At 60.4% G+C, this 13,607-nt stretch carries 15 protein-coding genes; 11 read left to right on the top strand and 4 right to left on the bottom strand.

The genetic code is table 11. The features are described 5' to 3' along the window. The first annotated feature begins 14 nt into the window (after nucleotides 1–14). The 5 genes from B7E11_RS20970 (at nucleotide 15) to B7E11_RS29150 (ending at nucleotide 5,165) form a co-directional block, all read left to right on the top strand. Complete coding sequence (locus tag B7E11_RS20970) at nucleotides 15–1,313, top strand: sugar ABC transporter substrate-binding protein (RefSeq protein WP_080838451.1); 1,299 nt, start codon at nucleotides 15–17, stop codon at nucleotides 1,311–1,313. Between the two features lie 91 nt (nucleotides 1,314–1,404). Then, complete coding sequence (locus B7E11_RS20975) at nucleotides 1,405–2,286, top strand: carbohydrate ABC transporter permease (protein ID WP_080838454.1); 882 nt, start codon at nucleotides 1,405–1,407, stop codon at nucleotides 2,284–2,286. After that, nucleotides 2,286–3,122, top strand: coding sequence for a carbohydrate ABC transporter permease (locus B7E11_RS20980; RefSeq protein WP_080838457.1), 837 nt, complete (start codon nucleotides 2,286–2,288; stop codon nucleotides 3,120–3,122). The genes B7E11_RS20975 and B7E11_RS20980 overlap by 1 nt, the downstream gene beginning before the upstream one ends. A gap of 47 nt (nucleotides 3,123–3,169) precedes the next feature. Continuing rightward, nucleotides 3,170–4,822, top strand: a complete 1,653-nt coding sequence (locus B7E11_RS20985) for a glycoside hydrolase family 13 protein (RefSeq protein ID WP_080838459.1) — start codon at nucleotides 3,170–3,172, stop codon at nucleotides 4,820–4,822. 142 nt (nucleotides 4,823–4,964) lie between these two features. Beyond that, the gene (locus B7E11_RS29150; RefSeq protein WP_139787270.1) at nucleotides 4,965–5,165 is read left to right on the top strand and encodes a hypothetical protein; all 201 of its coding nucleotides are present in this window, start codon (nucleotides 4,965–4,967) and stop codon (nucleotides 5,163–5,165) included. A 249-nt stretch (nucleotides 5,166–5,414) separates the two neighbouring features. Here B7E11_RS29150 and B7E11_RS20995 read toward each other — a convergent pair whose 3' ends face one another. Genes B7E11_RS20995 through B7E11_RS21005 form a run of 3 tightly spaced genes read right to left on the bottom strand, consistent with a single transcriptional unit; the run spans nucleotide 5,415 to nucleotide 8,620 of the window. Further along, a complete protein-coding gene (locus B7E11_RS20995; protein ID WP_139787271.1) occupies nucleotides 5,415–6,473 on the bottom strand; it encodes an ABC transporter permease in 1,059 nt (352 codons plus the stop codon). Then, nucleotides 6,470–7,459, bottom strand: a complete 990-nt coding sequence (locus B7E11_RS21000; RefSeq protein ID WP_080838466.1) for an ABC transporter ATP-binding protein — start codon at nucleotides 7,457–7,459, stop codon at nucleotides 6,470–6,472. The genes B7E11_RS20995 and B7E11_RS21000 overlap by 4 nt, the downstream gene beginning before the upstream one ends. Before the next feature lie 6 nt (nucleotides 7,460–7,465). Next, on the bottom strand, nucleotides 7,466–8,620 hold the full coding sequence (locus tag B7E11_RS21005) for a COG1470 family protein (protein ID WP_080838469.1): 1,155 nt from the start codon (nucleotides 8,618–8,620) through the stop codon (nucleotides 7,466–7,468). A 208-nt stretch (nucleotides 8,621–8,828) separates the two neighbouring features. On the opposite strand from B7E11_RS21005, the gene B7E11_RS21010 reads away from it, so the two are divergent. Together B7E11_RS21010 and B7E11_RS21015 are read left to right on the top strand one after the other, a co-directional pair. Next, nucleotides 8,829–9,470: an RNA polymerase sigma factor gene (locus B7E11_RS21010; protein ID WP_080838472.1), complete on the top strand. Its 642-nt coding sequence runs from the start codon at nucleotides 8,829–8,831 to the stop codon at nucleotides 9,468–9,470. Further along, nucleotides 9,427–10,206, top strand: a complete 780-nt coding sequence (locus B7E11_RS21015; RefSeq protein ID WP_080838475.1) for an anti-sigma factor — start codon at nucleotides 9,427–9,429, stop codon at nucleotides 10,204–10,206. Before B7E11_RS21010 ends, B7E11_RS21015 begins: the two co-directional genes overlap by 44 nt. 89 nt (nucleotides 10,207–10,295) lie before the next feature. On the opposite strand, the gene B7E11_RS29705 is transcribed toward B7E11_RS21015, so the two are convergent. Then, a complete protein-coding gene (locus B7E11_RS29705; protein WP_176220841.1) occupies nucleotides 10,296–10,448 on the bottom strand; it encodes a hypothetical protein in 153 nt (50 codons plus the stop codon). 110 nt (nucleotides 10,449–10,558) lie between these two features. Here B7E11_RS29705 and B7E11_RS21020 point away from each other — a divergent pair, with 110 nt between their 5' ends. From B7E11_RS21020 to fur, 4 genes are all read left to right on the top strand, one after another. Further along, nucleotides 10,559–11,125 (top strand): NUDIX hydrolase, encoded by a 567-nt coding sequence (locus B7E11_RS21020; protein ID WP_080838479.1) that lies wholly within the window; start codon nucleotides 10,559–10,561, stop codon nucleotides 11,123–11,125. Continuing rightward, the gene (locus B7E11_RS21025) at nucleotides 11,092–12,312 is read left to right on the top strand and encodes an endonuclease Q family protein (protein ID WP_245809783.1); all 1,221 of its coding nucleotides are present in this window, start codon (nucleotides 11,092–11,094) and stop codon (nucleotides 12,310–12,312) included. The genes B7E11_RS21020 and B7E11_RS21025 overlap by 34 nt, the downstream gene beginning before the upstream one ends. Nucleotides 12,313–12,379: 67 nt before the next feature. Then, nucleotides 12,380–13,012 (top strand): stage II sporulation protein M, encoded by a 633-nt coding sequence (gene spoIIM, locus B7E11_RS21030; protein ID WP_080838484.1) that lies wholly within the window; start codon nucleotides 12,380–12,382, stop codon nucleotides 13,010–13,012. Nucleotides 13,013–13,076: 64 nt separating this feature from the next. Continuing rightward, entirely contained in the window at nucleotides 13,077–13,571 is a 495-nt protein-coding gene (fur, locus tag B7E11_RS21035; RefSeq protein ID WP_080838487.1) for a ferric iron uptake transcriptional regulator, read from the top strand. Nucleotides 13,572–13,607 lie beyond the last annotated feature (36 nt).

Raw genomic sequence — 13,607 nt, forward strand, 5'->3', positions numbered from 1 at the left:
AGGGGGAAGACCAGATGAGGAAAGTAAAAAGATCGATAATTTTACTAACCGTGTCGGCCATGATCGGAGTTTTGAGCGCTTGCGGGGGCTCGTCGAACGGGAATGCGGGAGCCGGTTCTCCGACCGCTTCCAGCACGTCGTCTCCCGAGGCGTCGCCGGGCGGCGCCGCCGAAAAGCAGGTGAAAATCTCGCTGTTCCAATCGAAGGTCGAAATTGCCGAGCCTTTGGAAGCGCTAGCAGAGAAATATAAGGAAGAAACCGGAAACGAAGTGGAAGTGTGGGGCTCGGCCGGCGACGCTTACGCGACGCAGCTGCAGGCCAAGCTGACGGCGGGCGAAGGGCCGACCGTGTTCAGCGTCGCCACCGGGGAAGAGGCGGAAAAGTTCAAGTCTTATTTCGCGGATCTGAGCAATGAAGACTATGCGAAAAACATCGCGCCCGACATGGCGCTCAAGGATGGCGACAAAGTCGTCGGCGTTCCTTACGGGGTGGAAGGCTTCGGGCTCGTCTACAACAAGAGTCTGGTCGATCCGCAGCAAATGACGGACCTGGCTTCGTTCACGCAGCTGCTGGAGAAATTCAAGGCGGAAGGCAAAAACGGCATCAGCCTGTCCCAGGAAGCTTACTTCCTCATCGGCCACATCATGAACACGCCGTTCGCGCTGCAGGCCGATCCGCAGGATTTCATCGCCAAGCTGAACAACGGCGAGGTCAAGATGGCCGACACGAAGGAGTTCCAGGAATTCGCCCGATTCTTGGAGGCGATTCGCGCCAACGCGGAAAATCCGCTCGAAGTGAAATACGACACCCAGATGGGCGACTTCGCCGTCGGCGAAACGGCCATGGTTCATCAAGGCAACTGGAGCTACGGCATGCTTGCGGACTTCGGCGACCTCGGCTTCGACATCGGCATGACGGCGCTTCCGCTTTCCGGCAACGACAAAATCGCCGTCGGCGTCGCCAGCAACTGGGTTGTCAACGCCAAGGCGAGCGCGGATCAAATCAAGGCCGCCAACGCGTTCCTGAACTGGATGTTCACGAGCGAAACGGGCAAAAACGCGATCGTGAACGAATTCAAGTTCATCCCGGCGATGACCAACATCGAAGCGGAAAATCTCGATCCGCTGTCACAGGCGGTTTACGAAGCGACGAACAGCGGTGAAACGATTCCATGGGCGATGAACTACTTCCCGCAAGGGATCATCGTCAACGATTTGGCTCCGGCCGCGCAGGAATTTTTCCTGAACAAGGACATGACCGGCGAGCAGTTCCTGGCCAACCTCGACGCCGCGTGGGCGAAAGGCGCCAAATAATCGGCTTCGGCTGCAAGCGTTACCCGCGAGAACCTAACGCCGCCTTACGGGTTAGGTTTTCGTTTTATCATCCGGAAAGCGGTGAATCGATGTGACGACACGAAAACGCAAAGAAAGAGCCTGGTACGCGCTGTTTACGCTGCCGCTGCTGATCGTTTTTACGACCGTGGTCATCATTCCGTTTTTTATCGGGATCGCCTATTCCTTCGTCAGTTGGGACGGCATTCCCGCCAATCCGAAGGTGTTCGTCGGCTTCGCCAACTATGCCGACCTGCTTCGCGACGAGCGCTTTCTGACTTCGGCTTGGCGGACGATCGAATTTACGGTGCTGGCGCTCGTGCTCGTCAACCTGCTCGGACTCGTCTTTTCGCTGCTCGTTACGTCGAAGCTGCGCGGCGGCAACGCGGCGCGAACGATGTTTTTCATGCCGAACCTGATCGGCGGCCTTATTCTCGGCTACATCTGGCAGTTCATTTTTACGGACGCGTTCAAGTTCATCGGGGAAAAGACGGGCATGGAATCGGTTTTCTTTAATTGGCTCATTCACCCGCAGTTCGCGCTGTACGCGATGGTGATCGTCTTTACGTGGCAGATGGCGGGCTATACGATGGTGGTGTACATCGCGGGCATACAAGGCATTCCCGACGAACTGAACGAAGCCGCCAAAGTCGACGGGGCGAATTTGTGGCACCGGCTGACGAAAATCATCTTCCCGCTGCTGATGCCCTCCTTTACGATATGCTTGTTCCTGACGCTGTCGGGCGCCTTCAAAATATTCGACGTCAACCTGTCGCTGACGAAGGGCGGGCCGAACAACGCGACGGAGCTGTTCGCGATGAACATTTACAACGAAATTTTCGGCTACGGCAATTACGGGCTCGGACAGGCGAAAGCGATCGTCTTTTTCGTCCTGGTGGCGGCCGTCACGCTGACGCAGGTCATCATCACGAAGAAAAGGGAGGTCCAGTTCTGATGAAGACAACAAGCCGCACGGCGCTCGGAGCGCTGCTTGTCCTTTTGTCGCTGGCCTTCCTGTCGCCGATCTACATCATGCTCGTCAACTCGTTCAAAAACCGGGCGGAGCTGTACAAGAACGCCCTTGCGCTCCCGTCCTCCTTCAGCTTCGAGTACTATGCGGAAGCGATGGACAAGATGAACTTTTTTACCGCTTTCGGCAACTCGCTGTTCGTGACGCTCGTGTCGGTCCTGTTCGTCGTCGTCCTCGCCTCGATGACGGCTTGGATGCTCGTGCGGACCGACAACGCCTTGAGCCGCGTCATTTTTCTCGTCTTCGTTTCGACAATGCTCATTCCGTTCCAAACGTTGATGATGCCGCTGATGCAGGTGATGGACTGGATCCGCACCCACCTTCACATCCCGATGCTGAACACGCACGGCGGCCTGATTTTCATGAACGTCGGCTTTCACGCCAGCATGGCGGTGTTTCTGTACCACGGCTTCATCAAGTCGGTGCCGGTCGCGCTGGAGGAAGCGGCCACGCTCGACGGCTGCAGCAAATTCGGCGTGTTCTGGCGGATCGTGTTTCCGATGCTCAAAACGATCACGATCACCGTCGCGATTCTCGACGTCATCGCCATGTGGAACGATTATTTGCTGCCTTCGCTGACGCTGTCGGACAAAGGCTTGAGGACGATTCCGCTGTCGACGTTCTATTTCTTCGGCGAATTTACGATTCAGTGGAATCTCGCGATGGCCGGGCTGACGCTGACGATTATTCCGGTCGTCATTTTCTATATGTTCGCGCAAAAATACATCATTAAGGGCATTGCCGCCGGCGCGGTAAAATAAGCGATCGCCCGCCAAGACATCCAAAGAAACGAACGGGGGTTGAACCTATGGCGGCAGCCGCAAACCAGGCATGGTGGAAAAAAGCGGTCGTGTATCAGGTGTATTGGAGAAGCTTTTACGATTCGGACGGCGACGGCTGCGGCGACCTCGAAGGGGTGATCCGCAAGCTCGACCATATCCGGGACTTGGGCGTCGATATCGTCTGGCTGAACCCGGTGTACGAATCGCCCGACCGGGACAACGGCTACGACATTTCGAATTACGAAACCGTCATGGCAAAGGCCGGCACGATGGAGACGTGGGAGCGGCTGCTTCGCGAGACGCACCGGCGCGGAATGAAGCTGATGATGGACATGGTCGTCAATCATACGTCGGATCGGCATCCGTGGTTCGTCGAGTCGCGCTCGTCCCGCGACAATCCGAAGCGGGATTGGTATATATGGAAGGATCCGAAGGACGGCGGGGCGCCGAACAACTGGCGCTCCTACTTCTCTCCGTCGGCCTGGACGTGGGACGAGCGGACGGAGCAGTACTATTTTCACTCGTTCGCCTCCGAGCAGCCGGATTTGAACTGGCGCAACCCCGAGCTGCGCGAGGAAATTTACCGGACGATGAGGTTTTGGCTGGACAAGGGAATCGACGGCTTCCGGCTGGACGCGATCGCGCTGCTGGCCAAGCCCGACGGGTTTCCCGACGCGGAAAACCCCGCGGATATCCGGTATTTGACGAACAACCCCGGGCTGCACGATTATTTGCGCGAGATGAACGAGCGGACGTTCGCCCGTTACGATATCGTCACGGTCGGCGAAGCCGCGTTCGTGACCCCGGAGGAGGGGCTGAAGTTCGTCGGGGAAGACCGGGGCGAGCTGAACATGCTTTTCCACTTCGAAATTTGCGACGAAATGCCGGAATGGGACATGCTCCGCTTCAAGCGGATTCAGCGCCGATGGTACGAAGGACTTTGGGGAAAAGGCACGAACTCGCAGTTTTTGAACAACCACGACCATACGCGCCAGGTGAGCCGTTACGGCAACGACGGGCCTTACCGCGTCCAGTCCGCCAAGCTGCTCGCGACGATGCTGCACACGCTGCCCGGCGTACCCTATATTTATCAGGGCGAGGAAATCGGGATGACCGGCGTGCGCTTCGGCTCGATCGAGGAATATGACGACATCGCGATGAAAAACAAGTACGCGGAGCTCGTCGGGGGCGGCGCCGATCCGCAGGAAGCGCTGCGGAGCCTGCAGCCGCTCAGCCGCGACAATTCCCGGACGCCGATGCAATGGGACGATTCGCCGAACGCCGGCTTTACGACCGGCACGCCGTGGATCCGCGTCAATCCGAACTACCGGGACCTTAATGCGACCAAGGATTTGGCGGCCCCGGATTCGGTCTACCGGTATTATCAACAGCTGATCCGGCTCCGCAAGGAGAACGACGTCATGGGGTACGGAGACTTCGCGGAGCTTCCCGAATGGATGGACGACGAGCGGCTGTACGTATACACGCGCACGCTGGGGGGGACGACCTGGCTGATCGCGCTGAACCACTCGGACGAGCCGAGCCCTCTCGAATGGCCGGCAAGGCTGCGCGGCGCGAACGTGCGGCTGCTGCTCGCCAATTATCCGGCGGACGTCGGGCAGTCCGGGCTTCCCGCGACGCTTCGTCCGCACGAAGCGCGGATTTATTCGGTCGAGTGAAGCGATCGAGCCGATGCACGCGGCTCCGGCGTTCATCCCGATGGACGGGCCCGGCGTTCGCGAATGGCTGGTGCGCGGAAGGCGCAAGTCATTTATAATGGAATTGCTTCGCGAACGAAATGACAAGTTGGCGGTGATCAGGATGGGGTGGTTATTGGCCGCGGGAGTCGCGATTATCGCGATCGGTCTGGCGGCGACGATCGTCATCGGCCAGTCGAAGAGCAATCGGGAAGAGGATCCCCGTTATTTCCAGCAAACCGGCCGGAAATGGCTTCGTCTCGGAGGGATTTATATCCTCGGCATTATCGCGGTCGTCGTGCTGCTCATGCTGTGGAACGGATGATAACCGATAGCATCAACGCGCCGCCGGAGGAAGCTCCGGCGGCGCGTTTTTGTTGGCGGAGCTTCGTCATCGGCGAGCGTGGAGTTGGCGCAGCTTCAGTGGAATTTGTCCAATCGAAACCGGCATTTATTAATCGGATAAATTCCAACAAAGGTTATCTCCGATGCGCCGAGTCCTCCCATTCCCCCAAAAAAGCCCTCCGGCTCGCCAGGCGGCAGCCGGAGGGCGGTTCGTTTGCGGCCGCCCGCATCAGGAGCGCGAGCGGACTTCCTGCCGCATGAACGTCACGTAGGAAACGGCGAAGATAAGCGCCGTTTCCGCGACGAGCGCCGTCACCTGCGGCCATACGAGCAGCAGGCTCTGGCCGAACGAAAGCGGCGCGTTGACGGCGAGATAGGCCTGATCCTGCGTCACGAACGGATTGAGCGTCCGGACGTCCGGATACAGCAGGGTCGAGGTCGCCTCCTGGAACAAATACGAGGGAGACAGCCGCGACAGCAGCGTCAGGTTGCTTTGCGCGTCGATGTACGACTGCACGTCCGCCATGTCGGAAGAGATGAGGAGATTGCCGACGAGATTGACGATCATACTGTAGAACACGAGAAAAAAGATCCAGACCGCAATCCCGGAAAGCGCCGAGGTCGCCGCCTGGCGGAACCGCGCCGAGAAAAAGATCGACAGGTTCAGCCACCAGCCGACATAGACGATCGTCATGACCAGCATGACGACGACGCGCCAAAATTCCTCGGGCGTCGGCGGATAGCCGATCGTAAACAGCCCCATGCCCATGACGAGAAAGCCGAGCGAGAAAATGACGACCGCGATGAGCAGCAGCCCGGCGACGAACTTGGCGATCAGAAAATCGTCGCGATAGATCGGCTGCGACAGCAGGCGCCCGAGCGTTCCCTTGTTTCGTTCGGAATTGACGGCGTCAAAGCCGATCGCGATGCCGATGAGCGGCGCCAAAAACGACATAAACGTCAAAAAGTTGGGCAGCGATCCGTCCGACTCGGTGAACATGCGCAGAAACAGAAACGTGTCGCTTCCGGCCGAGGCCGCCGAACCGCTTTTCAGGGCGGTTACGGCCGTATAGATGGAGCCGAAACACGCGAGCGTCACGATCGACATCAGGATGATGAAGCGCCAGCTCCGTATGTGGTCCCCGAATTCTTTCTGCACCATGACCCAGAACGGCGAGGGCGCGCGAACGGCAGCCTGCGCCGCTCCTTCGGCCGCTTCTCCGCCGGCGGGCCGCAAGCGGAACCGTTCGCCCCAGGTCGACCGAAGCTTTTCGATCCATGCGTTCACGGCTTTCCGCCTCCTTCGAAATAACGATGATAAATGTCGTCAAGCCCGTACCGCACCGGGCGCAGTCCGTGCAGGGCGGCCCCTTGGCCGATGGCCGCCGCGGCCAAAAGCGGCGTGACGTCCTTGCTGCTGATGACGCGAACGGTCGCGATATCCGATTTCTCCCCCGTTTGGCCGCCGCTTTTCAGCGCGTCGGATTCGGTACGCTCGACCTCCAGCACCGAATCGACGCCGGCGAGCGCTTTTTCCGTCTCTTCGTTCCAGCCTTCCAGGTCCAGCTCTACTTTATAGTTGGCCTTGGTCTCCAACTGCAGGGCCAATTCGTCCAGGTCGCCGACGGCGATCAGCCGGCCTTTGACGAAAATGCCGACGCGGTCGCAAATTTGCTGCACCTGATGGAGGTGGTGGGAGGAGAGCAGCACGGTGAGCCCTTCGTTGCGGCTCAAATCCCGGATGAGCACGAGCAGCTCCCGAACCCCTTCCGGGTCGATGCCGAGAGTCGGCTCGTCCAGAATGATCACTTCCGGCTTTTTGATCAGCACGTCAGCAAGCCCGAGCCGCTGCCGCATCCCCCGGGAATACGCGCCGACTTTTTTGCGCGCGGCCGCGGCCAAGCCTACCCGATCGAGCAGCTCAAGCGCCCGCTTGCGCGCTTCCGGCTCGGGGACCCGGTTCAGCCGCGCCGTGTAGACGAGATTGTCCAGGCCGGTGCGGTCCTCGTAAAAGCCGACGTCGTCGGGCATGTACCCGACCCGCCGTTTAACCTGCATCGGCTGCCGCGTGGCGTCGACGCCGCAGACGGTCGCCGTCCCCGCGTCCGGTTCGGCGAGGCCGAGCATCATCAGAATCGTCGTCGTCTTGCCGGCGCCGTTCGGTCCGAGCAGGCCGAAAATTTCGCCCGGCCGTATCGTCAGGTTCAGCCTGTCGACGGCCGTGAATTCGCCGTATTTTTTCGTCAGCTCCTTGAGTTCGATGACCGATTCCATCACCGGTTACCGCCTCCCGTATTTACGGAACAGGCCGTAAATGCCGGCGAGCACCGCAAGGATGATGAGCACCCCGATCCAGCCCCACAGCACCGAAGTTTCGACGGTCACCCGGATCGTGGCGTCCGACGATTTTTCCGCCGCCTGGGCGGTCATGCCGACCACGTAGTCTCCGGCGAGCGAGCTGTCCGTCGATTTGATCGTCGCCGTGACCGGAACGGATTCGCCCGCCTTGAGCGCGGGAATCGTTTTCGGCTCGAACGTCACTTCCCAATCCGTCGGCGTCGTCGCCGTCAGGCTGATGTCGCTCAGGTCCGACGTGCCGGTGTTGCGGACGACCATTTCCAGGTTGCGGGAACCGCCCGCCGTCAAATCCGTGCTCAGGCGTTCGTCCGACGTCGTCAGCTGCAGGTCGTACGTTCCGGTAATGACCGCCTCCAGCGTCGCTTCCGCGGTCGTGCTGTTGTTCGTCGCCCGGACGGGAATCTGGTACGTTTCGGCCGTCGCGCTTTCGGACGGAGTGACGGTCAGGGTAATGGACGACGAGGAATTCGGCTCGATTTCGACGGCGGTGACGTTGTTGCTGTTGACCGAAAATACGGCGGACCAGCCGGCCGGCGTTTCGGCCGCGAGCGCATAGTTTTGCTTGTTCGCCGTCCGGTTGTTCAGCGTCAGGCTGTAGGTGAAGGTGGAATCGGAAGTCCCCTGCATGTTCACCTGGTCGGTCGTGAGCTCCGATTTGTAGGAGCCCTGCTCGGAGACGTTGATTTTAAGACTCAGCGCGCCGAAGCTTCCCGCGTTGAGCCTGAACGTATAAGCGCCCTTGTTTACTTCGTAGGGGACGGTAACCGACAGATTGACCGTCTGCTGCTCCCCCGGCTTGACGGCGATCTGACTGATCGGATGCCCGCCCGCGGTCAGCTCCGTCGCCCAGCTCGTGCCGCCCTTGTCGAGCGAAAGGTCGGCGGTCATGATCGAGCCGCTGTCGTTGATCAGATCGACGCTGTAGGATACCGTTTCGCCGGGCGCCGCGGACAGGCTCGTATACGGCGTGTAGACCGAGGACGCGAAGGCCGGGCCGGATACGGCAAGCAGCCCGAGGCTTAACAGCAGCACGGCTGCCGTCAGCCGTTTCGTTCTTGCTTTCCATGCTTTGATCATCGCTTTGGACCCTCCTGAGGATATTGTTTTTTTTCATCGGATCTACGCGCCAGGAAAGCGAACGGATTTACGTTTTGGGCGAAAAAAAGGATAAAAATTTGCTTAAAACGAGCTTAAAAAAACGTAAAAAACGGCTCGGGATCGTTTTCAACGGATTTCGTTTTTGATATGAATGAAATAAGGGATACCGAAAATACGGAGGAGCAAAATGGGAACGTTTACGAAAGGTTCGGCGTCCGAATTGGCTCAATGCCTGGAGGAAATGAACGGCGGCTCGCTGCAAGCGTTCGAGCGGTTTTACGAGTCGGCCGTCCCCTTGATCCTGCCGATCGCGCGCCAGTTGCTCGGGGACCGGATGGAGGCGGAGGACGTATGCCACGACGTGCTTCTCGCCGTCATTTCGCATCCGGAAAAATTCGATCCGGGACGCGGCTCGGTCGAAGCGTGGCTTGCCGTGCAGACGAAAAGCCGCTGCCTGGACCGGCTTCGCCGCAACAAGAAGCTGCTGCTGACGGAGCGCGAGGACCTGGAAGCCGGCCGGGCTTCCGGATCGAGCCGCTCGCCGGAGGAAGCGGTCTTGTCCAAGCTGGAGGGCGAAGCGCTGCGCAAAGCGCTCCAGGAGCTGCCGGGCTTGCAGCGGAGAGCGCTGGCCGAAGCGTATTTCGCCTCGAGGAGCCAAAGCGAGCTGGCGGAAGCCTGGAAGGTTCCGCTCGGGACGGTCAAGTCGCGAATGCGTTACGGGCTTCATCATTTAAGGCGGGCGCTCGTGAAAATGGGCTGGGCGGAAGCGGAAAGGAGGCCGGGCGATGGAACTGCGGAAATGCGGAGTGCCGGAGGAAAAATGGATTGATTACCATTCGGGCCGCCTTGACCCGATGGCCGCGAGCGAGCTGCTGCGCCATCGCGAAGCTTGCCCGGATTGCGCGAAAGCGAGCGAACAGTGGAGCGGCCTCCTGCGGCGGGCGGCCCGGGACGATGCGGAGGAGAGCCGGCCGAAGCTGCGCACGTGGCGGAAGCGGCATTTGCAGGCGCATGTCGTCTGGCGCGGCCTGAAAGAGAAAACGAGGCGGAAAGGGAAGCGTTGGCGCGCGGCCGGCGTCACCGCCGGGCTGGCGTTCGCCTTGCTGGCCGGCGCGATCGCCTTGCTGCAAACGCCCGACGGCGATCGGGTTCTGCTCGAATCGCAGCGCTACGCGAAAGAGCATGTGCCTGTCGGCGAAGCGGTGATGAGCCGGCCGGATACGGTGATGTACCGGCTCGGGGCCGGATCGGACGCTGCGAACGTTTCGCTTGCGTCGGGAACGACGCAGACGGTATGGATCAACGTGCGGACGCAGGAGCTGTTTTTGCTGCTGGACGGAATGCTCCCTTCCGACAAGCTGGACGTGCAGGCGTGGGCGCTTGTGCGCGGAAAATTGGCCAATTTGGGCGTGCTGGAGTTCAACAATAACCATGCCCATTTGTACAGCAGGGGAGTTCGGCCCGAGCTGTGGGAAGCGATCGCGCTGACGATGGAGCCGAAGGGCGGCAGCCGGCACCCGACCTCTCCGGATGCCGCGATGTTCGGGTACGTATCGCTTCCTTGACGAGCACCCGGTAAGCGGCCGTGGGGGAATTCCGGAACCCGGCTTCGCGTCTCCATTCCCGGCTTCAGGCCGCCGGCGATCCGGGCTGTCTAGCGTTTGGCGGCTTTGGCCGACTCGGCGAGCCAGTCCGCCAGCCGGACGTCTCCGCCGCTTTGCCGTTTCGCCCGGCGAAGGGCGTAGCGGACCTCCCAGGCTTTTCCCGTCCACTGCACGCGATCTTGCGAAACGTAGCGCTTCAACATGGCGATTCCTCCTTGTCCTCGTTGGCGGCGGACTTGCATTCCGTCGGACATGCCTTTATGTTGAAGGTATGCGGCTTTACGTTTTTTCATGACAGGAGGAACCCGACCGAATGAATCCGACGGACGCAAGCAAGCATCCTTTTTACGAACAAACGATCGAAACGAAGCCGATTTTCGAGGGGAAAATCATCTCTTTGCAGGTAGATACGGTACGGCTGCCGGACGGAGGAACGGCCACCCGGGAGATCATCCGCCATCCGGGCGCGGTCGCCGTCATAGCCCTGCTGGACGGCAAGCTGCTCGTCGTCGAGCAATACCGCAAGCCGCTCGACCTTGTCCAGGTCGAAATTCCGGCCGGCAAGCTGGACGCGGGCGAGGAGCCGGAGCAGGCCGCCCTTCGCGAGCTCGAGGAAGAAACCGGATACCGGGCGAAATCGCTCGTCCATTTGCATACCTTTTCCACTTCCCCGGGCTTCGCGGACGAGATTATTCACCTGTATTTCGCCGACGAGCTGGAGCCGGGCGACGTCCATCTCGACGACGAAGAGTTTCTCACCTGCGAGTCGATTACGCTGGAGCAGGCGGAGCAATATATTCGCGAAGGCCGGATCTATGACGCCAAAACGCTGATGGCCGTGCAGCTGTGGCGCCTGAAGACATTGACCGGGACGTTCTAGTGGAAGAGCTGAGAAGGGTGTTCGCCGATTTGCACGTGCATATCGGCAGCAGCGAGTCCGGCGAAGCGGTCAAAATCAGCGCCAGCCGGAAGTTGACGTTCCGTTCCATCGCGGAGGAAGCGTCGGAACGGAAGGGCGTCGAGCTGGTCGGCGTCATCGACGGCCACTCTCCGCCCGTGCAGGACGATATCGCCCGTCTTTTGGACGAGGGGGAGATGGAGGAGATTGCCGGGGGCGGGATCCGCTATCGGCGGACGGTCATTTTGCTCGGCTGCGAGCTGGAAATCCGGGAGCCCGGAGGCGGGCCGTTCCACCTGCTGGCCTACCTGCCGACGTTCGAAGCGATGAAGCGGTGGACGGAATGGATGCGGCCGCGAATGGCCAACGTCCGGCTGAGCTCCCAGCGCATCCGGACGACGGCCCGGGAGGTGCAGGCGGAGGTGCTCGCGCGGGGCGGCAAGCTGGTGCCCGCGCATGCGTTTACGCCGCATCGCGGGTTGCTGGGCTGCTCGGCCGACCGGCTGGACGCGAGGCTCGAGCCGGACGGCATCGCCGCCGTCGAGCTGGGCTTGAGCGCCGACAGCGACATGGCGAGCCGGTTGTCCGAGCTGGATCGCTACCCGTTTTTGACGAATTCGGACGCCCATTCGGCCCGGATGATCGGCAGGGAATGCAACGAGCTGCTGCTGAAGGAGCCGTCGTTCGACGAATGGGCCAAGGCGCTGTCGGGCGAGCAAGGACGGCGGATTACGGCCAATATCGGGCTGCATCCGCTGCTCGGCAAGTACCACGGCACGCAGTGCGCCGCGTGCGGCCGGGCGTTCCGGCCGCACGAAGAAGAGGCGGACGTTTGCCCCGATTGCGGGAGCAAGCGGCTCGTCCGGGGCGTCTCCGGACGAATCGAACGGCTCGCCGACCGCGAGCGGCCGTTCCGGCTGTCCGGGCGGCCCCCGTACCGCCGTCAGGTGCCGCTTTCTTTTTTTCCGGGACTCGGCCCTCGCATGCTCGATAAGCTGCTCCATGCTTTCGGCTCGGAAATGAACGTGCTGCACCTCGTCCCCTATCCGGATCTCTCCGCCGTCGCGGGAGAGGCGCTGGCATCTCTCATCGTCAAGGCGCGGACGGGCGATCTCGCGCTTGCCGCCGGCGCCGGCGGCGCTTACGGCAAAATCAAGCAAGGCGAATAAACCCGACTTGTCCGGCATACACATAATCACCGAAACGGAGCTTGGCCGGACGGGGAGGGGGCATGCGGTGAGCGTTCGTACTTGGAGTCTGTCGGCGCGGGACAACCTGAACCTGTACGTTTTTATCGGCGTTGTCATGCTTTGCGGCGCTATTTTCGGCGTGATGCTCGTGAACGCTCTCACCTTCGAGCAGCAGCAGGAATTGGCCGACGAGCTTGGCGTTTATTTGTCTTCCGCGGGCGACCCGTTGTCCTTGCAATCGAGCGAGGCGTTCTGGAGCCGATTTGCGTTGTATTTCAAATGGATGGGATTGATCTGGCTGCTCGGCTTGTCCGTCATCGGCCTGCCGCTCGTGCTGGCGCTCGATTTCATGAAAGGCATGCTGATCGGCTTCGCGGTCGGCCTGTTCGTCAGACAGCTCGAGTGGGAAGGAGTACTCGTTTCGCTCGCCGCGGTGGCGCCGCAAAACGCCGTCGTCGTTCCCGCGTTCATGATCGCCAGCGTATCGGCTTCCCGCTTTGCCTACTATATCGTGCGGGAAAGGCTGTTCCGGAAAAAAGGCAAGCTGCTGCCGCCTTTTTTGCAGCATTCGGCCGTCGCGTTCGTCATGCTGCTCCTGCTTGGGTGCGCGGCGGCGTACGAAGCGTACTTGTCCCCGATGCTGCTCGAGCTGGTCGTCCCGGCCGCGGCCGATGTTTGACTTCGTGAAGGACCTCCCCCTATAATGGAAACAAGTGCGCCGTTCGGCTGTAGGGGGAGAGACGATGGAAGCCCGAATCGAGAAAGTGAAGCAACAACTGCAATCGCAGGGCTACAAACTGACTCCGCAGCGGGAAGCGACAGTCCGGGTGCTCCTTGAGAACGAAGAAGACCATCTCAGCGCGGAAGACGTGTTCATGCTCGTCAAGGATATCGCGCCGGAGATCGGTCTCGCCACGGTATACCGAACCCTTGAACTGTTAAGCGAAATGCACATCGTTGAAAAGCTGAATTTCGGCGACGGGGTTGCCCGCTACGATTTGCGCGCGGAGACGAACAAGCACCATCACCATCACTTGATTTGCGTCAAATGCGGGTCCATGTCGGAAATTATGGACGACTGGCTGACGCCGCTGGAAGAACGGCTGGAGAACGAGTACAACTTTACGGTTCTGGACCACCGTCTGGATTTCCAGGGCATTTGCGCCAAGTGCAACGCCATTGAAAAAGAACAGGAAACGGGCGGCAGCCCGGAAGACAAAGTGTCGTCCGGAGCGTAGCGGCCGGGGGATGCTGCGGAGCGCGACAGGCGCGGG

This window comes from Cohnella massiliensis (assembly GCF_900169535.1).
In the GTDB taxonomy this organism is placed as follows: domain Bacteria; phylum Bacillota; class Bacilli; order Paenibacillales; family Paenibacillaceae; genus Cohnella; species Cohnella algarum.

Excerpts from the sequence above, each read along its gene's own strand:
- B7E11_RS20970 (WP_080838451.1), top strand. The coding sequence starts at position 15 with ATGAGGAAAGTAAAAAGATCGATAATTTTACTAACCGTGTCGGCCATG.
- B7E11_RS20985 (WP_080838459.1), top strand. The coding sequence starts at position 3,170 with ATGGCGGCAGCCGCAAACCAGGCATGGTGGAAAAAAGCGGTCGTGTAT.
- B7E11_RS21015 (WP_080838475.1), top strand. The coding sequence starts at position 9,427 with ATGGAACTGCGGAAATGCGGAGTGCCGGAGGAAAAATGGATTGATTAC.
- B7E11_RS20980 (WP_080838457.1), top strand. The coding sequence starts at position 2,286 with ATGAAGACAACAAGCCGCACGGCGCTCGGAGCGCTGCTTGTCCTTTTG.
- B7E11_RS21010 (WP_080838472.1), top strand. The coding sequence starts at position 8,829 with ATGGGAACGTTTACGAAAGGTTCGGCGTCCGAATTGGCTCAATGCCTG.
- B7E11_RS21020 (WP_080838479.1), top strand. The coding sequence starts at position 10,559 with ATGAATCCGACGGACGCAAGCAAGCATCCTTTTTACGAACAAACGATC.
- B7E11_RS21005 (WP_080838469.1), bottom strand. The coding sequence starts at position 8,620 with ATGATCAAAGCATGGAAAGCAAGAACGAAACGGCTGACGGCAGCCGTG.
- B7E11_RS21000 (WP_080838466.1), bottom strand. The coding sequence starts at position 7,459 with ATGGAATCGGTCATCGAACTCAAGGAGCTGACGAAAAAATACGGCGAA.
- fur (WP_080838487.1), top strand. The coding sequence starts at position 13,077 with ATGGAAGCCCGAATCGAGAAAGTGAAGCAACAACTGCAATCGCAGGGC.
- B7E11_RS29150 (WP_139787270.1), top strand. The coding sequence starts at position 4,965 with ATGGGGTGGTTATTGGCCGCGGGAGTCGCGATTATCGCGATCGGTCTG.
- B7E11_RS29705 (WP_176220841.1), bottom strand. The coding sequence starts at position 10,448 with ATGTTGAAGCGCTACGTTTCGCAAGATCGCGTGCAGTGGACGGGAAAA.